General features: G+C 71.1%; 16 protein-coding genes and 1 pseudogene. 13 read left to right on the plus strand and 4 right to left on the minus strand.

The window, feature by feature from the left end:
- From ACIDOCELLA78_RS98815 to ACIDOCELLA78_RS98855, 9 genes and pseudogenes are all read left to right on the plus strand, one after another.
- Nucleotides 1-221 (plus strand): hypothetical protein (locus ACIDOCELLA78_RS98815; protein ID WP_201727692.1); only part of this gene is annotated, 221 nt, incomplete at its 5' end.
- A 298-nt stretch (nucleotides 222-519) separates the two neighbouring features.
- A complete protein-coding gene (locus ACIDOCELLA78_RS98820) occupies nucleotides 520-906 on the plus strand; it encodes a sigma-70 family RNA polymerase sigma factor (RefSeq protein ID WP_249675009.1) in 387 nt (128 codons plus the stop codon).
- Entirely contained in the window at nucleotides 903-1,328 is a 426-nt protein-coding gene (locus ACIDOCELLA78_RS98825) for a hypothetical protein (protein ID WP_201727693.1), read from the plus strand. The genes ACIDOCELLA78_RS98820 and ACIDOCELLA78_RS98825 overlap by 4 nt, the downstream gene beginning before the upstream one ends.
- Nucleotides 1,325-2,167 carry a periplasmic heavy metal sensor gene (locus tag ACIDOCELLA78_RS98830; protein WP_249675011.1) on the plus strand — a complete coding sequence of 281 codons (843 nt, stop codon included), beginning with the start codon at nucleotides 1,325-1,327 and terminating at the stop codon, nucleotides 2,165-2,167. Before ACIDOCELLA78_RS98825 ends, ACIDOCELLA78_RS98830 begins: the two co-directional genes overlap by 4 nt.
- A 13-nt stretch (nucleotides 2,168-2,180) precedes the next feature.
- Complete coding sequence (locus tag ACIDOCELLA78_RS98835) at nucleotides 2,181-3,608, plus strand: DUF1800 domain-containing protein (RefSeq protein ID WP_307850851.1); 1,428 nt, start codon at nucleotides 2,181-2,183, stop codon at nucleotides 3,606-3,608.
- Nucleotides 3,609-3,613: 5 nt separating this feature from the next.
- Entirely contained in the window at nucleotides 3,614-4,831 is a 1,218-nt protein-coding gene (locus ACIDOCELLA78_RS98840; protein ID WP_201727810.1) for a DUF1501 domain-containing protein, read from the plus strand.
- Nucleotides 4,832-4,895: 64 nt separating this feature from the next.
- Nucleotides 4,896-5,216 (plus strand): annotated as a pseudogene (locus tag ACIDOCELLA78_RS98845) (deoxyribodipyrimidine photo-lyase); the annotation flags it as partial.
- A 365-nt stretch (nucleotides 5,217-5,581) separates the two neighbouring features.
- Nucleotides 5,582-6,439 (plus strand): FAD-binding domain-containing protein, encoded by an 858-nt coding sequence (locus ACIDOCELLA78_RS98850; RefSeq protein WP_249675012.1) that lies wholly within the window; start codon nucleotides 5,582-5,584, stop codon nucleotides 6,437-6,439.
- Nucleotides 6,440-6,839: 400 nt separating this feature from the next.
- Nucleotides 6,840-9,386, plus strand: coding sequence for a glycosyltransferase (locus ACIDOCELLA78_RS98855; protein WP_201727695.1), 2,547 nt, complete (start codon nucleotides 6,840-6,842; stop codon nucleotides 9,384-9,386).
- Here the strand turns inward: ACIDOCELLA78_RS98855 and ACIDOCELLA78_RS98860 are convergent.
- The 4 genes from ACIDOCELLA78_RS98860 to bchE form a co-directional block, all read right to left on the minus strand.
- On the minus strand, nucleotides 9,329-9,472 hold the full coding sequence (locus tag ACIDOCELLA78_RS98860) for an FAD-dependent oxidoreductase (protein ID WP_201727696.1): 144 nt from the start codon (nucleotides 9,470-9,472) through the stop codon (nucleotides 9,329-9,331). The two genes, ACIDOCELLA78_RS98855 and ACIDOCELLA78_RS98860, sit on opposite strands and share 58 nt — an antisense overlap.
- On the minus strand, nucleotides 9,451-10,536 hold the full coding sequence (locus ACIDOCELLA78_RS98865; RefSeq protein ID WP_201727697.1) for an NAD(P)/FAD-dependent oxidoreductase: 1,086 nt from the start codon (nucleotides 10,534-10,536) through the stop codon (nucleotides 9,451-9,453). The genes ACIDOCELLA78_RS98860 and ACIDOCELLA78_RS98865 overlap by 22 nt, the downstream gene beginning before the upstream one ends.
- 109 nt (nucleotides 10,537-10,645) lie before the next feature.
- Nucleotides 10,646-11,155 (minus strand): bacteriochlorophyll 4-vinyl reductase, encoded by a 510-nt coding sequence (gene bchJ / locus ACIDOCELLA78_RS98870; protein ID WP_283770810.1) that lies wholly within the window; start codon nucleotides 11,153-11,155, stop codon nucleotides 10,646-10,648.
- An 88-nt stretch (nucleotides 11,156-11,243) separates the two neighbouring features.
- Nucleotides 11,244-12,806, minus strand: coding sequence for a magnesium-protoporphyrin IX monomethyl ester anaerobic oxidative cyclase (bchE, locus tag ACIDOCELLA78_RS98875; protein ID WP_201727699.1), 1,563 nt, complete (start codon nucleotides 12,804-12,806; stop codon nucleotides 11,244-11,246).
- Nucleotides 12,807-13,313: 507 nt separating this feature from the next.
- Between bchE and ACIDOCELLA78_RS98880 the strand changes: the two genes are divergently transcribed.
- From ACIDOCELLA78_RS98880 to ACIDOCELLA78_RS98895, 4 genes are read left to right on the plus strand one after another with little or no spacing between them, the layout of a single operon-like run.
- Nucleotides 13,314-13,748 carry a MerR family DNA-binding transcriptional regulator gene (locus tag ACIDOCELLA78_RS98880; RefSeq protein ID WP_174502954.1) on the plus strand — a complete coding sequence of 145 codons (435 nt, stop codon included), beginning with the start codon at nucleotides 13,314-13,316 and terminating at the stop codon, nucleotides 13,746-13,748.
- Between the two features lie 24 nt (nucleotides 13,749-13,772).
- Nucleotides 13,773-14,909 carry a thiolase family protein gene (locus tag ACIDOCELLA78_RS98885; protein ID WP_201727700.1) on the plus strand — a complete coding sequence of 379 codons (1,137 nt, stop codon included), beginning with the start codon at nucleotides 13,773-13,775 and terminating at the stop codon, nucleotides 14,907-14,909.
- Nucleotides 14,909-17,269, plus strand: a complete 2,361-nt coding sequence (locus ACIDOCELLA78_RS98890; protein WP_201727701.1) for a 3-hydroxyacyl-CoA dehydrogenase/enoyl-CoA hydratase family protein — start codon at nucleotides 14,909-14,911, stop codon at nucleotides 17,267-17,269. Before ACIDOCELLA78_RS98885 ends, ACIDOCELLA78_RS98890 begins: the two co-directional genes overlap by 1 nt.
- A 22-nt stretch (nucleotides 17,270-17,291) precedes the next feature.
- On the plus strand, nucleotides 17,292-19,082 hold the full coding sequence (locus ACIDOCELLA78_RS98895) for an acyl-CoA dehydrogenase C-terminal domain-containing protein (protein WP_201727702.1): 1,791 nt from the start codon (nucleotides 17,292-17,294) through the stop codon (nucleotides 19,080-19,082).
- Nucleotides 19,083-19,130: the final 48 nt, after the last annotated feature.

Here is a 19,130-nt window from a genome sequence, read left to right on the forward strand (position 1 = left end):
GATGGCATGGCGATGGCGCTGCACGGGGCGCGGCGCGCCGCCGAGGCGGTGCTGGCCGGCAGGACGCCGTGGCCCATCACCGCCGCCTCGCCGGCGAGCTTGGCGGGCAGATCCGCCTCGCCTCGCTGCTCTATCGCGCGCAGCGCCCGGCGATCGGCCAGCGTCTGCTGTTCGCCGCCCTCGCCGCGCGCCGGCCGGGCTCGGGCCGCTGGTGCGGCTGACCCGGGTGCGGGCGCGGTGAAAAAACCCGGCGCGCCGGCGACGGAAACCCGCCGCCCGCGCGTTGAACGGACCGGATGCCGACCGGATGGCCGGTCGGCGCGGCAACCGGCGCAGGGTGGGCTTCCGCGAGGACATGACAGACCCGGAGGGCGACCCGGATGCGCCGCTGCTGGCGAGGATCGGCATGGGTGAGGAGGCGGCGTTCCGCACGCTGATGGCGCACAAGCTGCCGCGCGTGCACGGCTCGCGCTGCGGCTGCTGCGCGATCCGGCGCTGGCCGACGATATCGCGCAGGAGGTGTTCCTGCGGGTCTGGCGGCAGGCGCGGGCGTGGCGGCCGGGGGCGGCGCGGTTCGACACCTGGCTGCACCGCGTCGCGCTCAATTTGTGCATGGACCGGCTGCGGCGGCGGCGGGAGGTGGCCGTCGCCGATCCGCCGGAACAGGCCGATCCGGCGCCGGGGGCGGATTTCATGCTCGCGCGCGACGCCGAAAGCCGGCGCGTGGAGCGCGCGGTCGCCGGACTGCCTGCCCGCCAGCGCGAGGCGCTGGTGATGCAGGTGTATCAGGGATTGTCGAATATCGAGGCCGCCGCGGCGCTGGGCATCAGCGTCGAGGCGCTGGAAAGCCTGCTCGCCCGCGCCCGCCGCGCCCTGCGCCAACAGCTCGAGGATCTGCGACCATGACGCCCGAACGCTTCGCCGCCCTGGCCGCCGCCTATGGCGGCGCGATCGACCGCTGGCCCGAGGCCGAGCGCGCGGCGGCGCGGGCCTTTCGCGACGCCCACCCCGAGGCGGAGGCGGTTCTCGCCGCCGAGGCGGCGCTGGATGCAGCGCTGGCGCGCTGGGCGGTGCCCGCGCCGGGCGCCGCGCTGGCCGGGCGGATCGCCCGCGACGCGGCACGGCGGCGGCAGGCGCCGCGGCGCCTGCGGCTGTGGCTGGCCGGACTCGGCCTCGCCGGCGCGCTGGCCGGCGGCGGGGCGATCGGCGCCGTGCTGGTCGCCCGCCTGGTGCCGGCGGGCGGGGCGGGCTGTTCGCAATCCCTCACCGTGCTCGGCGCGCCGGTGCCATCCTGCGGCGATGCCGCCAACTGGAGTGATACGCTGTGACCACCAGAAGCTTGCAGATCGGCCTCGTCGCCTCGCTGCTCGTCAACGCCCTCATGATCGGCGCCTTTGGCGGCGGGCTCGCGGTGCTGTCGCGCCGGGGCGGCTGGCACAGGCCGCCGCATCACGGCTCCGGCCCGATCCAGACCGCCGGCCACGCCCTGCGCCCGGCCGACCGCGCCCGCTTCCGCGCCGCGATGCTCGCGGTGATCCGCGACAATCGCGACCTGATCCGCGATGCGCGGCGCAGCCGCCAGCAGGCGGGGGCGCTGTTCATCCGCCCCGAATTCGACCGCGCCGCGATCGCGTCCCTGCTGGCCAGGGCGCGGCGGGATCGCGGCGAGCTGCTGGCGAGGCTCGACAACGCGGCGCTGCGCTTCGCCGCCACCCTGCCGCGCGGCGAGCGGCGGAAACTGGCGCGCGGCCTTGCCGAACATGGCGAGTTGCAACGGCGGGGCGGGGCGTTTGCTCCCCGCCGCGAGGCGGTATTTCTGCTCCCCCGCCGCATGGCGGTATTTCTGCTCCCCCGCCGCAGGAGCAAAAATCCCTGCCGCCGCCGGGCTGAAGGGGCGACGGATATTCGGTGCCCGCGCGTTGAACGGGAAACAGGCCCCGCGCGGTCGACGCGCCACAGATCATCGAGGATCTCACCCATGCTGTCTCGCACGTTCCGTTTTACGCCCCCTCAGGATGTACGGCCGGGCCGGGCCGCGCGGATCGCGCGGCGGGCGGTGGCCGCGATCCTGCTCGCCGGACTCGCCGGCGGGCTTGCGGGATGCGTGGTCTATCCCGCCGGACCGCGCCATGGCTGGTGCTACTGGCACCCCTATCGCTGCCGCTGAGCGGGTGACGGCGATGACCCTCGCATCCGCCCAGGCGACAAGCCTGACGCCTTCGCAGGCATCAAGCCTGACGCCTTCGCAGGCATCAAGTCTGACGCCCTCGCAGGCATCAAGTCTGACGCCCTCGCAGGCGATGATCCGCTTCGGCCTGGGCGGGCGGCCGGACCAGGCGCCGCCGGCCGATCCGCGCGCCTGGCTGCTCGGCCAGCTCGACGGGCCGGACCCGGCGCTGGCGACGCCGGAATTCGCCGCCCTGCCGAGCGGGGCCGCGGCGCTCGCAGCGCTGCGCGAGGACCGGATGAGGCGCAAGCGGCTCGCCCGCGAGGGGGGTTCGCTCAAGGAGCATTTCAAGCCGCGCGGCCGGGAGATGTTCCGCGCCGATGCCGCCGCCCAGCTCAGCTGGGCGCTGCGCACCGACGCGCCGTTCCGCGAGCGGCTGGTCTGGTTCTGGGCGAATCATTTCACCGTGTCGATGCGTCAGGGCGGCACCGCGGCGCTGATCGGCCCGTTCCTGCGCGAGGCGATCCGCCCGCATGTGACCGGCCGGTTCACCGACATGGTGCTGGCGGTGGAGCGGCATCCGGCGATGCTGCTCTATCTCGGCAATGCCGGGTCGGTCGGGCCGGACAGCCGGGTCGGGGCGCGGCGGCATCGCGGGCTCAACGAGAATCTCGGCCGCGAGTGCATGGAGCTGCATACGGTGAGCCTGCGCGCGGGCTACAGCCAGCAGGACGTCATCGCCATGGCGAAGCTGCTCACCGGATGGTCGGTCGACCCGCGGGCGGAGCCGACCGGGTTCCGCTTTCATCCCTTCGCCCATGAGCCGGGGCCGCAGACGCTGATGGGACGCAGCTTTCCGCCGGGCGAGGCGGGCGGCATCGCGGCGCTGCGCTTTCTCTCGACCTATCACACCACCTGGACGGCGCTGGCGACCAAGCTGGTGCGGCATTTCGTGGCCGACCAGCCGCCGGCGGCGGCGGTCGCGCATGTCGCCGGCGTGCTGGCCGGCACGCAGGGCGATTTGCGGGCGGCGGCGGCGGCGCTGGTCGACCTGCCGGAGGCCTGGACGCCGGGGACCAAGATCAAGACGCCGGTCGAGTATTTCCTCTCGGTCGGCCGCGCGCTCGGCGAGACCGAGGCGAAGGTGCCGGCGGCGCTGGGGATGCTGCGCCGGCTCGGCCAGCCGCTCTGGGCGGCGCCGCTGCCCGATGGATGGTCCGATCTCGGCGGCGACTGGAGCGGGCCGGACGCGGTGCTGGCGCGGATCGACTTCGCCTATACCATGGCCGGGCGCAGCCACGACCGCGCGCCCGCCGCCATCGCCACCGCCGCCCTCGGCGCGCGGCTGCGCCCGCAGACGCTGGCGGCGGTGAGCGCCGCCGGCTCGCCGCGCGAGGCGCTGGCGCTGCTGTTCGCCTCTCCCGAATTTCTCAGACGGTGACCGACATGAATCTCTCCCGCCGCGCGACGCTGCTGGGCCTCGCGACCGTCGCGACCCTGGGCCGGACCCGGCTCGCCCTCGCCGCCGCGCCGACGCAGGCGCGCTTCGTCGTTGTGTTGTTGCGCGGCGCGCTCGACGGGATGGAGGCCGTCATTCCCCATGGCGACCCCGATCTCGCGCGGCTGCGGCCGGGGCTGATCCCGCCGGCATCGGCGCGGCACGATCTCGGCGGGTTCTACGCGCTGCACCCGGCGCTGGCGCGGTTCCACGCGCTCTATGCCGCGGGCGAATTGCTGCCGGTGCACGCGATCGCCGGCCCGTATCGGACGCGCAGCCATTTCGAGGCGCAGGACCTGTTGCAGACCGGCGTCGGGCAGATCGGCATGAATTCGGGCTGGCTCAACCGGCTGATCGGGGAATTGCCGGCGGATGGCGATCCGGGCGGAATCGGGCTGGCGGCGGGGATCGGCACGCCGCTGATCCTGCGCGGGGCGGAACCGGTGGGCGCCTATGCGCCGGTCGGGTTCGCGCAGCCGGATCGCGGGCTGTACGCGGCGATCGGCAAGCTCAACGCGGGCGATCCGGTATTCGGCCCGGCGATCGCCCGTGGGCTTGGCGCCCGGCGGTTCGACGCCGCGACCTTCGCCGCCGGGCCGGCGCCGGACATGGACGAGGCGGGGATGCGGGTGCCGGCGGGGCCCGCGCGCCCGGCCGGGGGCTACGGGTTTCCCGAACTGGCGGCGCGGGTGGGCACGCTGCTCGCCGCCGCCGACGGGCCGCGGATCGCGGCGTTCCAGCTCGAAGGCTGGGACACGCATGTCAACCAGATGCAACTGCTGCCCTTCCCGCTCGCCGGCCTCGATCGCGGGGTGGCGGCGCTGAAGGTGGCGCTGGGCGCGGCCTGGGCGAAGACCTGCGTGCTGGTGATCACCGAATTCGGCCGCACCGCGCGGATCAACGGCACGCGCGGGACCGATCATGGCACCGGGACGGTCGCGTTTCTCGCCGGCGGCGCGGTGCAAGGCGGGCGGGTGCTGGCGACCTGGCCGGGGCTGAAGGAGCGGCAGCTGTTCCAGAACCGCGATCTCGCGCCGACGGCCGATCTCCGCGCGCTGGCCAAGGGGGTGCTGGCGGCGCAGTTCGGACTGGGGGGCGCGGCGCTCGGGCGGATTTTCCCCGACAGCGCGGCGGTGGCGCCGATGGGCGGGCTGCTGCGCGCCTGATCCGCCCGCGTCCTCGCGCCGCCCGCGCCTTGTCCGATCGGCGCGGGCGACCATTTCGGGCGGCATGGGAGACGAAATCTCGGTTGTCTGGTTCAAGCGCGACCTGCGGCTCGCCGATCACGCGGCGCTGAGCGCGGCGGCGCGCGCGGGGGCGGTGCTGCCGCTGGTGATCGTCGAGCCGGACTATTGGCGGCTGGCGGATGTCTCGCACCGGCACTACGCGTTTCTTGCCGGCTGCATCGAGGATCTGGCGGCGGCGATCGCGGCGGCGGGCGGGCGGCTGCTGGTGCGCGTCGGCCCGGCGGTCGAGGTGCTGGAGGCGCTGCGCCGGCGGCTCGGCGGGTTCAGCCTGTGGTCGCACGAGGAGACCGGCAATCGCTGGACCCATGCGCGCGACCGGGCGGTGCGGCGCTGGGCGCGCGGGCAGGGGGTGACGTGGACGGAGCTGCGCAATTTCGGCGTGATCCGCGGCCCGGCGCTGAACCGCGACCGCTGGGCGGCGCAGTGGGACCGGATGATGGCGGCACCTTCGTTGCCGCCGCCGCGCGGCATCGCCTGGGCGACGCCGCCGGAGGGGGTGGCGGCAGCTTGTGTTCCGGCGGCGGCGGCGCTCGGCCTCGCGCCGGACGGGTTGCGGCACGGGCAGGCGCCGGGGCGGGCGGCGGCGCTGGAGACACTCGGCTCGTTCCTCGCGCGCCGGGGCGAGGATTATACACGGGCGATGTCTTCGCCGGTGTCGGGCGAGGCGGCGTGCTCGCGGCTGTCGCCCTATCTGGCCTATGGCTGTCTCTCGATCCGCGAGGCGGCGCAGGCGGCCTGGCGGCGGCAGCGCGAGGTGCCGGCGGCCAGCCGCTGGGGGCGGCGCTGCGCTCGTTCATCGCCCGGCTGCACTGGCATTGCCATTTCATCCAGAAGCTTGAGGCCGAGCCGGAGGCGGAGTGGCGGCCTTTCGCGCGGGTATATGAGGGGATGCGGCCGCCGGCCGATCCGGCGCGCCTCGCCGCCTGGGCGGAGGGGCGGACGGGTTATCCCTTCGTCGATGCGGCGATGCGCTATCTCGCGGCGCATGGATGGATCAATTTCCGCATGCGGGCGATGCTGATGTCGTTCGCGAGCCATGACCTGTTCCTGCCCTGGCAGGAGAGCGGCCTGGTGCTGGCGCGGCTGTTCACCGATTACGAGCCGGGAATTCACTGGCCGCAATGCCAGATGCAGTCCGGCGAGACCGGGATCAACACGGTGCGGGTGTATTCGCCGGTCAAGCAGGGACACGACCAGGATGCCGCCGGCGGGTTCATCCGGCTGCACGTGCCGGAGCTGGCGGCGGTGGCGGGGGCGCTGGTGCACGAGCCCTGGCGGCTCGACGCCGCCGAGCGGGCGCGGCTCTGCCCGGATTATCCGGCGCGGATCGTGATCCATGAGGAGGCGGCGCGGGCGGCGAAGGCGGCGCTGTTCGCGCGGCGGCGGCTCGTGGAGGCGCAGCGCGAGGCGGATGCGGTGCAGCTTCGCCACGGCTCGCGCCGGGGACGGGCCCGGACGCCGCCGCGCCGCGCCGCCGCCGCGCCGGGGCAGCTCGCGCTCGATCTGGACGGGGCCGCCGGCGCCTGACGGGCGTGACCCGCCTGTTCGCACGAGATCGGTTCGCACGAGATCGGTTCGCCTGAGGGGCGCGGCGCGGTTTTCGTCCCGCGGCGCAGGATGATGCTCGACAGGGCGGGGCTGGACGCGGCATAGTGCGTCCCTGTTAATAACAAAACGTATTCAAATATTAACTTATTAATTGGACGATATGCAAAAAAGACAAAATCATAACGAAAATATTTCATCTTTATCGAAGAAAAGACAAAAGATTTCGCCACGCGCGGCAAGCGGCGACGCTGGCGGGGCGACGCCGGACCGGCGCCCGGCCGGCGATATCGGGGCGGACGCTAACGGTGGGCCGTCGCCGCCGCCCGGCGACGATGCGTCGCTGCAACCGATCGGGTATCTGGAGCGATGCGATCACGAAATGATTTCCGGCTGGATCTGGGACCCGGCGCGGCCGGGCGAGCCGGTGGATGTCGATCTCGTCGAGGGAGGGGTGATGCTGTTCCGGGTGCGGGCGGATCTCTATCGGCCGGATCTGGAGGAGGTGGGGTATGGTGACGGGCGGCACGGGTTCGCGTTCACGGGGCTCGACATGGTGCTGCCGCATTCGCGGCATCTGGTGAGTCTGCGGCGGGCCTCGGACGGGCTCGATCTGCTGGCGTCGCCGCACTGGATCGTGCGGTCGCCGCCGCGTCTCGACGAGCCGGCGCTGCGGTTCATGACCGAGGCCTTCGTGCAGGCCTCGCTCGCCGCGCGCGCGCCGGAGGAGCTTTCCGGCGGGATCGGCTTTCTGCTCAGGCTGCTGAACCAGTGCATCAACGCGCATGACCGGCTGGCCGGGGCGGCGGGGCGGACGGCGGCGGCGATGCGCGAGGGGCTGGTGCCGCGGGACGAGCTCGACGGGCGGACCGGCGGGATCATCGACGCGCTGAGCCGGGCCTATCCGCTGCTGACCCTGGGACAGGCGGGCGCAGCGGAGACGGCGCCGGAGGTGTCGGTGATCATTCCGGCGCACGATCATTTCGACCATACCTATCGCTGCCTGGAGTCGATCAGGGACCATTTCCCGCGCCGCTCGTGCGAGATCGTCATCGTCGACGACTGTTCGACCGACGAGACCCTGCTCTGCACGCTGGTGTTCGCCGGGCCGGTGCGGGTGGTGCGCACGCCGCAGCAGCTCGGCTTCGTGGGCGCCTGCAATGCCGGCGCGCGCGAGGCGCGGGGGCGCTATCTGCTGTTTCTCAACAACGACACGCTGGTCCGCGAGGGGTGGCTGGACGCGCTGGTGGACACGTTCGAGCTGGTGCCGGGCGTCGGCATCGCCGGGTCGCGGCTGCTGGCCGAGGATGGCACGTTGCAGGAGGCGGGCGGGATCATCTGGCGTCTCGGCGACGGGTGGAACTGGGGCCGCGGGGAAGACCCGGCGGAGCCGCGCTTCCTGCATCTGCGCGACGCCGACTGGGTGTCCGGCGCGGCGCTGATGGTCGAGCGGGCGCTGTTCGAGACGCTGGGCGGGTTCGACAGCCATTACGCGCCGGCCTATTACGAGGATGTCGACCTCGCCTTCCGGGTTCGCCAGCTCGGCCGGCGGGTGGTGGTGCAGCCGGCCTCGGAGGTGGTGCATCTCGAAGGCGTCAGCAATGGCGTCGATGTCGCCGGCGGCGGGCTCAAGCGCTACCAGCTCGTCAACCAGCGGAAGTTCCAGGCGCGCTGGAGGGATGTTCTGGCCGGGCACCGGTTCAACGGCGAGAGCCCCGATCTGGAGGCCGAGCGGCAGGTGCGCCGGCGGGCCTATTTCATCGACGATACCGTGCCGACACCCGACCTCGACGCCGGATCGAACGCGGCGGTCGCGCATATGCGCGCCTTGCAGGCGCTCGGCTACAAGGTGACGTTCATGCCGGCGGACAACATGGAGGATCATCAGCCCTATACCGCCAGCCTCAGGAAAATCGGCATCGAGTGCCTGCACGCGCCCTATGCGCGGTCGGTCGAGCAGGTGTTCCGCGATGCGCTGGTGGCGCCCGACCTCGTTTATATCCATCGCTACTCGAACGCCGCCAAATACGCGATGCTGACGCGGCGTTATTTTCCGAAATGCCGCATCGTCTACAGCGTCGCCGATCTGCATTTCCTCCGCCTCGAACGCCAGGCCGCGGTGGCGCCGGGCGATCCGCACACGGTGGGGCTGGTGGCGCAGAAGGCGGGAGAGCTTGCGGTGATGCGGGTGGTGGACGCGGTGATCGTCCATTCCTCGGCCGAGGCGCGGCTGCTCGGCGAGCTGGTGCCCGAGATCGCCACGCATGTGGTGCCATGGGCGGTCCGGCCGCGCCCGACGCCGGCGCCGTTCGCACAGCGCGCGGGGATCGTCTTTGTCGGCGGTTTCCAGCATCCGCCCAATGTCGATGCCGTGCGGCACTATGCCGACGACATCCTGCCCGCCCTTCGTGCCCGGCTGCCGGCGGCGACGAGCAGCATCGTCGGCAGCCGGATGCCCGAGGCGATCGCCCGGCTGCACGAGCGGGGGCTGGCGATGGTGGGGTATGTGCCCGATCTGGCCGATGTGCTGCACCGGGCGCGCTGCACCGTGGCGCCGCTGCGCTTCGGCGCCGGGATCAAGGGCAAGGTGCTGGAGAGTTTCGCGCACGGGCTGCCCTGCGTGATGAGTCCGGTTGCCGCCGAGGGGCTCGACCTGCCGGCGCCGCTGGACTGGCTGGTGGCCGGGACGGCGGCGGATTTCGCCGCCAAGATCGTCCGCGTGCATGAGGACGAGGCGTTGAACCAGTGTCTCGCGGAGGCCGGTCTTGCCTTTGTCGCCGCGCGATACAGCGAGGCGGCGACGCGCGCGGCGCTGGCCGGCGCGGTGGATCGTGACGCGGCCGAGGCGGCGGCGGCGGCAGACCCGCCCGCTCAGCCGGCGGCGAGACGGGCGAGGACGGCGGCGGCGGCGTCGAGCCCGGAGAGATAGGCGGCCTCGACCTTTCCCTGCGACGTCCAGTCACCGCAGAGGGCGAGGCCGCCTTCGGCGTCGATCAGGTCGGGCCGCGCCGCCACGGCCGGGGCGTTGGCGTAGCGCCAGCGATGCAGGTCGAGATGCACCGGCGCGAGGGCTGGCCGAGGCAGGCGGCGAGAGCGTCCAGCATGGCGGCGCGGATGGTTGCCGGATCGTCCTCGAGATGCGCGTCCGCCCAGGCATTGCGGGAGATCGCGACCAGGCCCGGCCCGCCCTCGTGCCCCGGCCGCGCGGCGCAGAGGGAGATCCAGCTCAGCGCGCCGTCGCGCACCAGCGCGGCATCGAAGCCGGGATCGAGCGGTGCTGCGAGGCCGAGCATCAGCGAGAAGGCGCCCTGCATCCGCGCCGAAGCGGCGGTGGCGTGCAGGGGCGAGGCGGCGGGCAGCAGGGCGGCGGCCTGCGGCGCCGGCACCGCCACGATGACGAAGGCGAAGGGGCCGAACCGCTCGCCGGCCTCGCTCTCCAGCGCCCAGCCCGCCGGCATCCGGTGCAGCGCCGCGATGCGACAGGACTGCCGGACGTCGAGCCCCGCGGCCCAGTGCGCGGTGAGGCGGCTCATCCGGCCGACCGGGACGTAATGCGCCGGGGTTTCGCCCCAGTCGCGCCGGTGGGTGATGGCGGCGGCCTCGATTTCGGCGAAGCGGCAGGCCCAGGGTGTTACGATTCCCGCGGCGCGCAGCCGGGCGAGCTCGGCAAGGAAGCGCGGGTCGCGGGCGGTGAAGAACGGGGCGCCGAAATCGAAGGCGAAGCCCTCGCGGCGGCGATGCGCGAGGCGGCCGCCGGGACCGCGCGCCTTGTCGAACACGGTGACGGCGCAGGCGCCGGCGAGCGCGCGGGCGGCGGCGAGGCCGGCGGCGCCCGCGCCGATGACGGCGACGGCCGGGCGGGTGCCGGCGCCCATGACGGTTTCGGCCGGGCGGGTGCCGGCGCCCATGACGGTTTCGGCCGGGCGGGTGCCGGCGCCCATGACGGTTTCGGCCGGGCGGGTGCCGGCGCCCATGACGGTTTCGGCCGGGCGGGTGCCGGCGCCCATGACGGTTTCGGCCGGGCGGGTGCCGGCGCCGATGACGGTTTCGGCCGGGCGGGTGGTGGAACTGTCGGTCACGTCGTCATCTCCTGCGGTCCGCGCGGCGGTGCGCGGCCGGGTGGGGATTGATTCTGGGCAGCGCCGGTAGAGCATCATCCGCGCCGGCGGTCCACCGGCCGGCGGCGGATCAGCCGCGCCCGATGGTGAAGACGCAGGACGGCGCGCCGGCGGCGCGGCAGGCGGTTTCGCGGACAAGCAGGCGGCGGTCCACCAGCGCCTGGAACAGCACGGCGAACGTGCCGGCGTGAAAGTCGCAGCCGGGGCCGCAGGCGCCGGGTGGGGCGATGGGGTTGGCGGTCAGCGTCAGGCGAAGTCCGCCGCGCCAGGTGGCGCCGAGCCCCTCCGGCATGCCGAAGGTCCAGGCGTGGCGGCGGATGGCGGCGACCAGCAGGCGGGCGGCGAGCGGCGCCGGGGCGGCGCGGAGCGCGAGGCGGACCGGGCGCGGAATCCGGTGCGCGAGGAGATAGCGCCCGGTCGCCTCGCCGGCGGCGCGCAGCACCGCGCCGCCCGGCCCGGCGCCGAGGCAGGCGCGCACCGCGCGGTGCAAAGCGAGCACCTCGGCGGCGGGGACCATCGTGGCCGGCGGGTGGGCGAGGCGGTTTTCGGCCCCGCCGCCCGCGCGACCCGGGCGATGCAGGCCGGACCGCCGGAGGCGGCGAGGGCGGCGAAGACCTGGAGGATCGCGTTTGGCCCGATCAGCGGCCCTGAGGGGTCGGCGCGCGCGGTCAGGGGGGCGGCTCCGCCGCTTCGCGCGTCTTGCGGCGCTGCCGCCCGTTGTCGTGCATGGTGCGCCATTCGACCTGTGCCGCGCCGGCGCGGTCGCGCGCGCCGTCGAAATGGAAATCGACCTTGCGCTTCGATTGCGGCCCCCAGTAGCCGACCCGGCCGAGATCGTAGAATTTCCGCTCGAAGCCGGATTTCATGAACGCCTTGAGGCAGCCGAGCAGGTAGCGCCTTCGCGCGCCGGAGCCGGCCCAGGGGTAGGAGAAGAACGCCTTGCGCATGTAGAAGCGGCGGTAATTGTGCATCACCCGGTCGAGCAGTTCGGCGCGGTCCATCGCCGCGGGCTTGATGATCGGGGTGACGAAATTGTATTTCTCGTAGTCGAACACCTCGACCTTGTCGGCCAGGTCGCGGAACAGGTCGGAGAAGGGCCAGGGCGTGTACATCGACCAGTTGGCGAGATCGGGCGCCCAGTCGCGCGCCATGCGGTAGGTTTCCTCCAGCGTTTCGCGGGTTTCGTTTTCGAGCCCGACGATGAACTGCGCCTCGACCACGATGCCGGCGGCGCGCAGCAGGGCGATCGCCTTGCGGTTCTGCTCGATCGTGGTTTCCTTGTTGAACCGGTCGAGCTTCATCTGCGCCGCCGCCTCGGTGCCGAGGGAGACGTGGATGAGCCCGGCGCGGCGGTAGAGCGGCAGCAGCGCCTCGTCGCGCAGGATGTCGGTGACGCGGGTGTTGATGCCCCAGAGCAGGCCGACATCGCGCGCGATCAGCTCCTCGCAGAAGGCGACGAATTTCCTGCGGTTGATGGTCGGTTCCTCGTCGGCGAGGATGAAGAAGCCGACGCCGTGCTCATCGCGCAGGCGGACGATTTCATCGACCACCTTCGCCGGGTCGCGGTAGCGGTAGTCGCGCCAGAATTTCCATTGCGAGCAGAAGGAGCAGGTGAAGGGGCAGCCGCGCGCCATGTTGGGGATGGCGACACGGGTGCCGAGCGGGATGTAGCGGTAGCGGTCCCACGCGAGGATGCTCCAGTCGGGGGCGAGGGCGTCGAGATCCTTCACTGTGGGGGCGGCTTCGGTGGCGACGACCTTGCCGCCCTCGCGGAAGGCGATGCCGCGAATGGCGTGGCGGGTGGCGGCGAAATCGCCGGCGGCGACGGCGCGGGCGAGATCGACGATGATCCCCTCGCCCTCGCCGCGGACGATCACGTCGATCCAGGGGGCTTCGGCGAGAACCTGGCCATACATGAAGGTGGCGTGCACGCCGCCGAGAACCGTGAGCGCGCCGGGATGTTCCTCGCGCGCGATTTCCAGCAGGCGTTCGGCCTTGTAGATCGAGGGGGTGATCGCGGTGGCGCCGACGATGTCCGGCCGTTCGGCGCGGAGGATGTCGCGCAGCGCGTCGTCCGACAGGTCGTTGGTCATCGCGTCGATGAAGCGGAGATCGGTGAAGCCGGCGGATTTCAGCGCGCCGGCGATATAGGCGGCCCAGGCGGGCGGCCAGTTTCCGGCGATCTCGGCACCGCCTGAATGATAGTTCGGATGCACCAGCAGGATTCGCATCCCGTCCTCCTCTCCGCTTGATGTGTCAAGTTATAGTGACAATTCGACATGTCACTTTGATCTCGATCAAGGGGGAGGGCGGATCGGTCAGGCTGCCGGAAATTCGCGCCGGGTTTCGTCTCCGCTCGGCGTTTTCAGGGCAGATCGGGATATCGCGGGGTGGTCATGGTCGCGTCGCCTGACCGGCTGTGCTGCGGTGGCGATGCCGGACGGGGCATCGCTGTCCTCCGCCCGGGTTGATATGACATTTTCGTGATCGGATTGTTCATTCTGCGGTCGTATCGTGCGCTGTGTAGCACGAATGGCGGGAATTCGGCCGGGATGCCGTCGCTTTTTTGCGCGCGACCCGGGTGGAAAGCCTCGACAACGTATAGAGCATGCCCTATACGTAATGATTATTCGGTTACCGTTAAAGATGGAAACGGGTCATTCATGGTATTGTCCGCGACCGCCCTTCATCATTCGACAGGACGACCAATGACCACACGAACTACCACGGGCCCGGCCATGGCCGCGTTGCATGAGCGTCACCAGCGCGAGGACGAGGCCGCCGGCCAGCAGGGGGATGCGCTCTATTCGGTCAGTCAGCTCGCCCGGCAGCTTGGCGTGACGGCGCGCACCATCCGCTTCTATGAGGACAAGGGGCTGGTGAATCCGAGTCGCGCCGGCACCACCCGGGTCTACACGTCGCGCGACCGCGCCAGGCTGATGCTGATCCTGCGCGGCAAGCGGCTTGGTTTTTCGTTACGCGAGATCAAGGATTATCTCGATCTCTACGATGTCGATCCGACACAGCACGCGCAGCTGCGTCAGCTTCTCGCGGCGGTGCGCAAGCGCATCGCCAAGCTGCAGGAACAGCGCGCGGCGCTCGAGCAGAGCCTCGCCGAGCTGGCCGATATCGAGCGGCAGTCGGAAAACGCCCTGAAACTGTCGACCAAGTAAGACTTGCACAGGAGTCCGAGATCCATGTCCAGCGCCGTCATCGCCGCCTATGCCCGTTCGCCGTTCGCCCTTGCCCGGAAAGGCGGGCTTGCGCGGGTCAGGCCCGACGAGATGGCCGCCGCCGTCGTTCGTGAGCTGGTGGCGCGCAGCGGCGTCGCGGCGGAGGACATCGAGGATCTGATCGTCGGCTGCGCGTTTCCCGAGGCGGAGCAGGGGCTGAACGTGGCCCGCCTGATCGGGCTGATGGCCGACCTGCCGATCGGCGTCGCCGGCGCCACGGTCAACCGGTTCTGCGGCTCGTCGATGTATTCGATCCACATGGCGGCGGGCGCGATCGCGATGGGCGCGGGCGAGGCGTTCATCGCCGCGGGGATCGAGAGCATGACCAGGGTGCCGATGGGCGGGTTCAACCCGATGCCCTCGCCGGCGCTGTATGGCAAGATGCCGGCCGCCTACATGGGCATGGGCGAGACGGCCGAGAACGTCGCGAAGCGCTGGCGGATTTCGCGCGAGGCGCAGGAGGAATTCGCCCTCGCCAGCCACGTCAAGGCGGCGGCGGCGCAGATGGCGGGGAGGCTGGCCGGGGAGATCGTGCCGATCGCGCTGTCCGGCGCCACCGTGTCCGAGGATGGCTGCATCCGCCACGACGCCTCGCGCGAAGGCCTGGCCGGGCTGAAGCCCGCCTTCGATGCCGAGGGCAGCGTCACCGCCGGAACCTCCTCGCCGCTGACCGATGGCGCGTCCGCCGTGCTGGTCTGCTCGGAGGCGTATGCCGCGCGGCACGGCCTCGCGCCGCTCGCGCGGATCCGCTCGGTCGCGGTGGCCGGCTGCGCGCCGGACATCATGGGCATGGGGCCGGTCGCGGCGTCGCGCAAGGCGCTGGCCCGCGCCGGCATCGAGGCCTCGGCGCTCGACGTGGTCGAACTCAACGAGGCCTTCGCCTCGCAGGCGCTCGCGTGCATCGGCGAACTCGGCCTCGATCCGGCGCGGGTCAATCTCGATGGCGGGGCCATCGCGCTCGGCCATCCGCTCGGGGCGACCGGGGCGCGCATCACCGGCAAGGCGGCGCAACTGCTCGGCCGCGAAGGCGGCAAGTTCGCGCTCGCGACCCAGTGCATCGGCGGCGGGCAGGGCATCGCGACGGTTCTGGAGGCGCTCTGATGGGCGCGATCCAGTCCGTCGCCGTCATCGGCGCCGGCGTGATGGGGGCGGCGATCGCGGCCCAGATCGCCAATGCCGGCATCAAGGTGCGCCTGCTCGACATCGTGCCGAAGGAGGGGGATGACCGCAACGCGATCGCGAGGCGGGCGATCGAGCGGTTGAAGACCACGCAACCGGCGCCGCTGATGTCCTCCCGCGCCGCGCGGCTGATCACGCCGGGCAATACCGAGGACGATTTCGCCGCCCTCGCCGAATGCGACTGGATCGTCGAGGCGGTGATCGAGCGGCTCGACATCAAGCAGGCGCTCTATCGCCGCCTGGCCGAAGTGCGCAAGCCGGGTTCGGTGGTGTCATCCAACACCTCCACCATTCCGCTCGGCGAGCTGATGACGGACATGCCGGAAAGTCTCCGGCCCGATTTCGTGATCACCCATTTCTTCAACCCGCCGCGCTACATGCGGCTGCTGGAACTGGTGAGCGGCCCGGCGACGAGCGCGGACGCCATCGCCCGCGTCACCGAATTCTGCGATGTCGCGCTCGGCAAGTCGGTGATTCCCTGCCGCGACACGCCGGGCTTCATCGCCAACCGCATCGGCACCTACTGGATCCAGACGGCGCTCGCGCTCGCGCTCGAGATGGGGATCGAGATCGAGGAGGCGGATGCGATCATGGGCAGGCCGATGGGGTTTCCCTCGACCGGCGTGTTCGGGCTGATGGATCTGGTGGGCATCGATCTCGGGCCGCACGTCAACGCCTCGCTCGCCCGGCTGCTGCCGAAGACCGACGCGTTCCACCGGATGAACCGCGAGGCGCCGTTCCTCGCGACGATGATCGCCGAGGGCTATACCGGCAAGAAGGGGAAGGGCGGCTTCTACCGCTCGACCGGGCGCGGACGGGAGCGGGTGAAGGAGACCCTCTCGCTCGCCGCGGCGGCGCAGGGGCGGCTGGAATGGCGGCCCTCCATCCGCCCCGACATCGCCGAGGTGAAGGACGCGAAGACGGATCTCAAGCGCCTCGTCGGCGCCAAGTCGAATTACGGGCACTATGCCTGGGGCGTGCTCGGCCGCGTGCTGGCCTATGCGGCCTCGCTGATTCCCGAGATCGGTGACGACATCGCCGCCGTCGATGCCGCGATGCGGCTCGGCTATACGTGGAAATACGGCCCGTTCGAGCTGATCGACCGGCTCGGCGCCGACTGGGTGGCGTCGCGCCTCGCCGACCTTGACGAGCCGGTCCCGCCGCTGCTGGCGAAACTCGGCGCGGGCGCGTTCTATCGCGAGGATGGCGCCACGCTGCTGCGGTTCACGCCCGATGGCGGCTATCGGGCCGTCGCGCGCGCGCCCGGCGTGCTGCTGCTGGAGGATGCGAAGCGCGGCCGCAAGCCGGTGCTGTCGAACAAGTCGGCCTCGGTCTGGGACATCGGCGATGGCGTGCTCTGCGTCGAGTTCCATTCGATCATGAACGCGATCGATGGCGACACTCTCGCCCTGCTCGGCAAGACCATCGCGCTGGTGCAGAAATCCCACAAGGCGATGGTGATCTACAGCGAGAACCTGCGCGCCGGGCCGGGCAAGGAGAATTTCTCGGTCGGCGCCAATCTCGGCCTTGCGATGTTCGCCGCCAATCTGCGGATGTGGGGCAAGATCGAGGGTACGGTGAAGGAGGGGCAGAAGATATTGCAGGCGCTGCGCGAGGCGCCGTTCCCGGTGGTCGGCGCGCCTTCCGGCCGGGCGCTGGGCGGCGGCTGCGAGATCCTGCTGCATTGCGACGCCGTTCAGGCCCATGCCGAGACCTATATGGGGCTCGTCGAGGTCGGCGTCGGCCTCGTGCCGGGCTGGGGCGGGTGCGCCGCCATGCTGGCGCGCTGGCAGGGGGCGAAGGATGCGCCGCGCGGCCCGATGCCGGCGGTCGCCAAGGTGTTCGAGATGATTTCCACCGCGAAGGTCGCGACCTCGGCCGCCGAGGCGAGGGAGCTGAAATTCCTCCGCCCCGGCGATGGCATCACCATGAACCGCGAGCGCGTGCTGGCCGATGCCAAGGCCCGGGCGCTCGCCATGGTGGCGGGGTATGCGCCGCCCGAGCCGGACACGCTGCAACTGCCCGGCGCGACCGGCCGCGTCGCGCTCGGCATGGCGGTGGAGGACTTCCGCAAGAAGGGGGTCGCGACACCGCATGACGTGACGGTGTCGACCCATCTTGCCCGCGTGCTCACCGGCGGCGATACCGACATGCTCGATCCGGTGCCGGCCGGCGCGGTGAAGGACCTCGAACGCGAGGCGTTCATGGCGCTGTTCCGCACCAGGGAAAGCCAGGCGCGGATCAAGCACATCCTGGATACCGGCAAACCCCTGCGCAACTGAACCGAGACAAGGGAGATACGACATGCCCGTCTACAAGGCGCCGCTCAACGACATGCGCTTCGTGCTGCACGAGCTGTATGACAGCTCCGCCATCGCCGAACTGCCCGGCAATGCCGATTTCACCCCCGAACTGATCGACAGCGTGCTGGAAGAGGCCGCGAAGATCAGCGAGCAGGTGCTGTTCCCGCTCAACCAGGTGGGCGACCGCGAGGGGTGCTCGTATGAAAACGGCGTCGTCCGCACGCCGAGCGGCTATCGCGAGGCCTATCGCACCTTCTGCGAGGGCGGCTGGACCGCGATTTCCTCCGACCCGGATTATGGCGGGCAGGGCATGCCGCTGACCGCGGCGATGATGGTCGAGGAGATGTTCTGCTCGGCCAATGTCGCTTTCGGCCTGTATCCGGGGCTGAGCCACGGCGCCTATGTCGCGCTGAAGCATTCGGGGTCGGACGAGCAGAAGAAGGCCTGGCTGCCCAACCTCGTCTCCGGCAAGTGGACCGGCACGATGTGCCTGACCGAGCCGCATTGCGGCACCGATCTCGGCATGCTCCGCACCAAGGCGGCGCCGAACGGGGATGGCAGCTACAGCATTACCGGCAACAAGATCTTCATCAGCGCCGGCGAGCACGATCTTGCGGAAAACATCATCCATCTCGTGCTCGCCCGGCTGCCGGACGCGCCGGCCGGGGTGAAGGGCATCTCGATGTTCCTGGTGCCCAAGTTCCTGCCGCGCGAGGATGGCACGCTCGGCCCGCGCAACGGCATGCAGTGCACCGCGATCGAGCACAAGATGGGGCTGAACGGCTCCGCCACCTGTGCGATGAGCTTTGACGGCGCGACCGGCTGGCTGGTCGGCGAGCCGAACAAGGGCCTCGCCGCGATGTTCAAGATGATGAATACCGAGCGCCTGTCGGTCGGTATCCAGGGGCTCGGCATCGCCGAGGTCGCGTATCAGAACGCCGTGGCCTATGCGCGCGAGCGCATTCAGGGCCGCTCGCTGACGGGCGCCAAGGCGCCGGAGAAGCAGGCGGACCCGATTCTCGTCCATCCCGATGTGCGGCGGATGCTGCTGACCAGCCGCGCCTATATCGAGGGGTGCCGGGCGCTGGCCGGATGGGTCGCGCGGGAGCTGGAAATCCTCGAGAAATCGGATGACGACGAGGCGCGGCAGGTGGCCGACGATTTCGCCTCGCTGATGACGCCGGTGGTCAAGGCGATGTTCACCGACCTTGGCTTCGAGATCGCCTCGCTTGCGGTGCAGACCTATGGCGGCCATGGCTATATCCGCGATCACGGCATCGAGCAGTATGTGCGCGACGCGCGGATCGCGATGCTCTACGAGGGCACCAACGGCATCCAGGCGCTCGACCTCGTCGGCCGCAAGCTGCCGCAGGATGGCGGCAGGTTGCTGACCCGCTTCCTCGATCCGGTGCTCGAATTCATCGACGCGCATCAGGATAACGACGCCCTCGCCGAATTCCTGCCCGCGCTGTCGCAGGCGCTGGAGCATGTGCAGGAAGCGACCGGGGTCATCATGGAAGGTGCGATGGCCAATCGCGACGAGGTGGGGGCGGCGTCGGTCGACTATCTCCGCCTGTTCGGCCTCGCCTCGCTCGCCTTCGTCTGGGCCCGCATGGTCGCGGTGGCGGCCCCCAAGGCCGGGGACGATGGCGAGGGCGCGCAATTCTACCGCGCCAAGGTGCGGACCGCGAAATTCTTCATGGACCGTCTGCTGCCGCAGACCGGCGCGCTGCTCGCCGCGATCCGCTCGGGGGCCGCGACGATGATGGAATTCGAAGACGCCGCGTTCTGATCCGCTCGCTGCCGCCCGGTCAGCCGGCCGGGCGGCGGCAGAGCGCGG

This window comes from Acidocella sp. C78 (assembly GCF_907164655.1).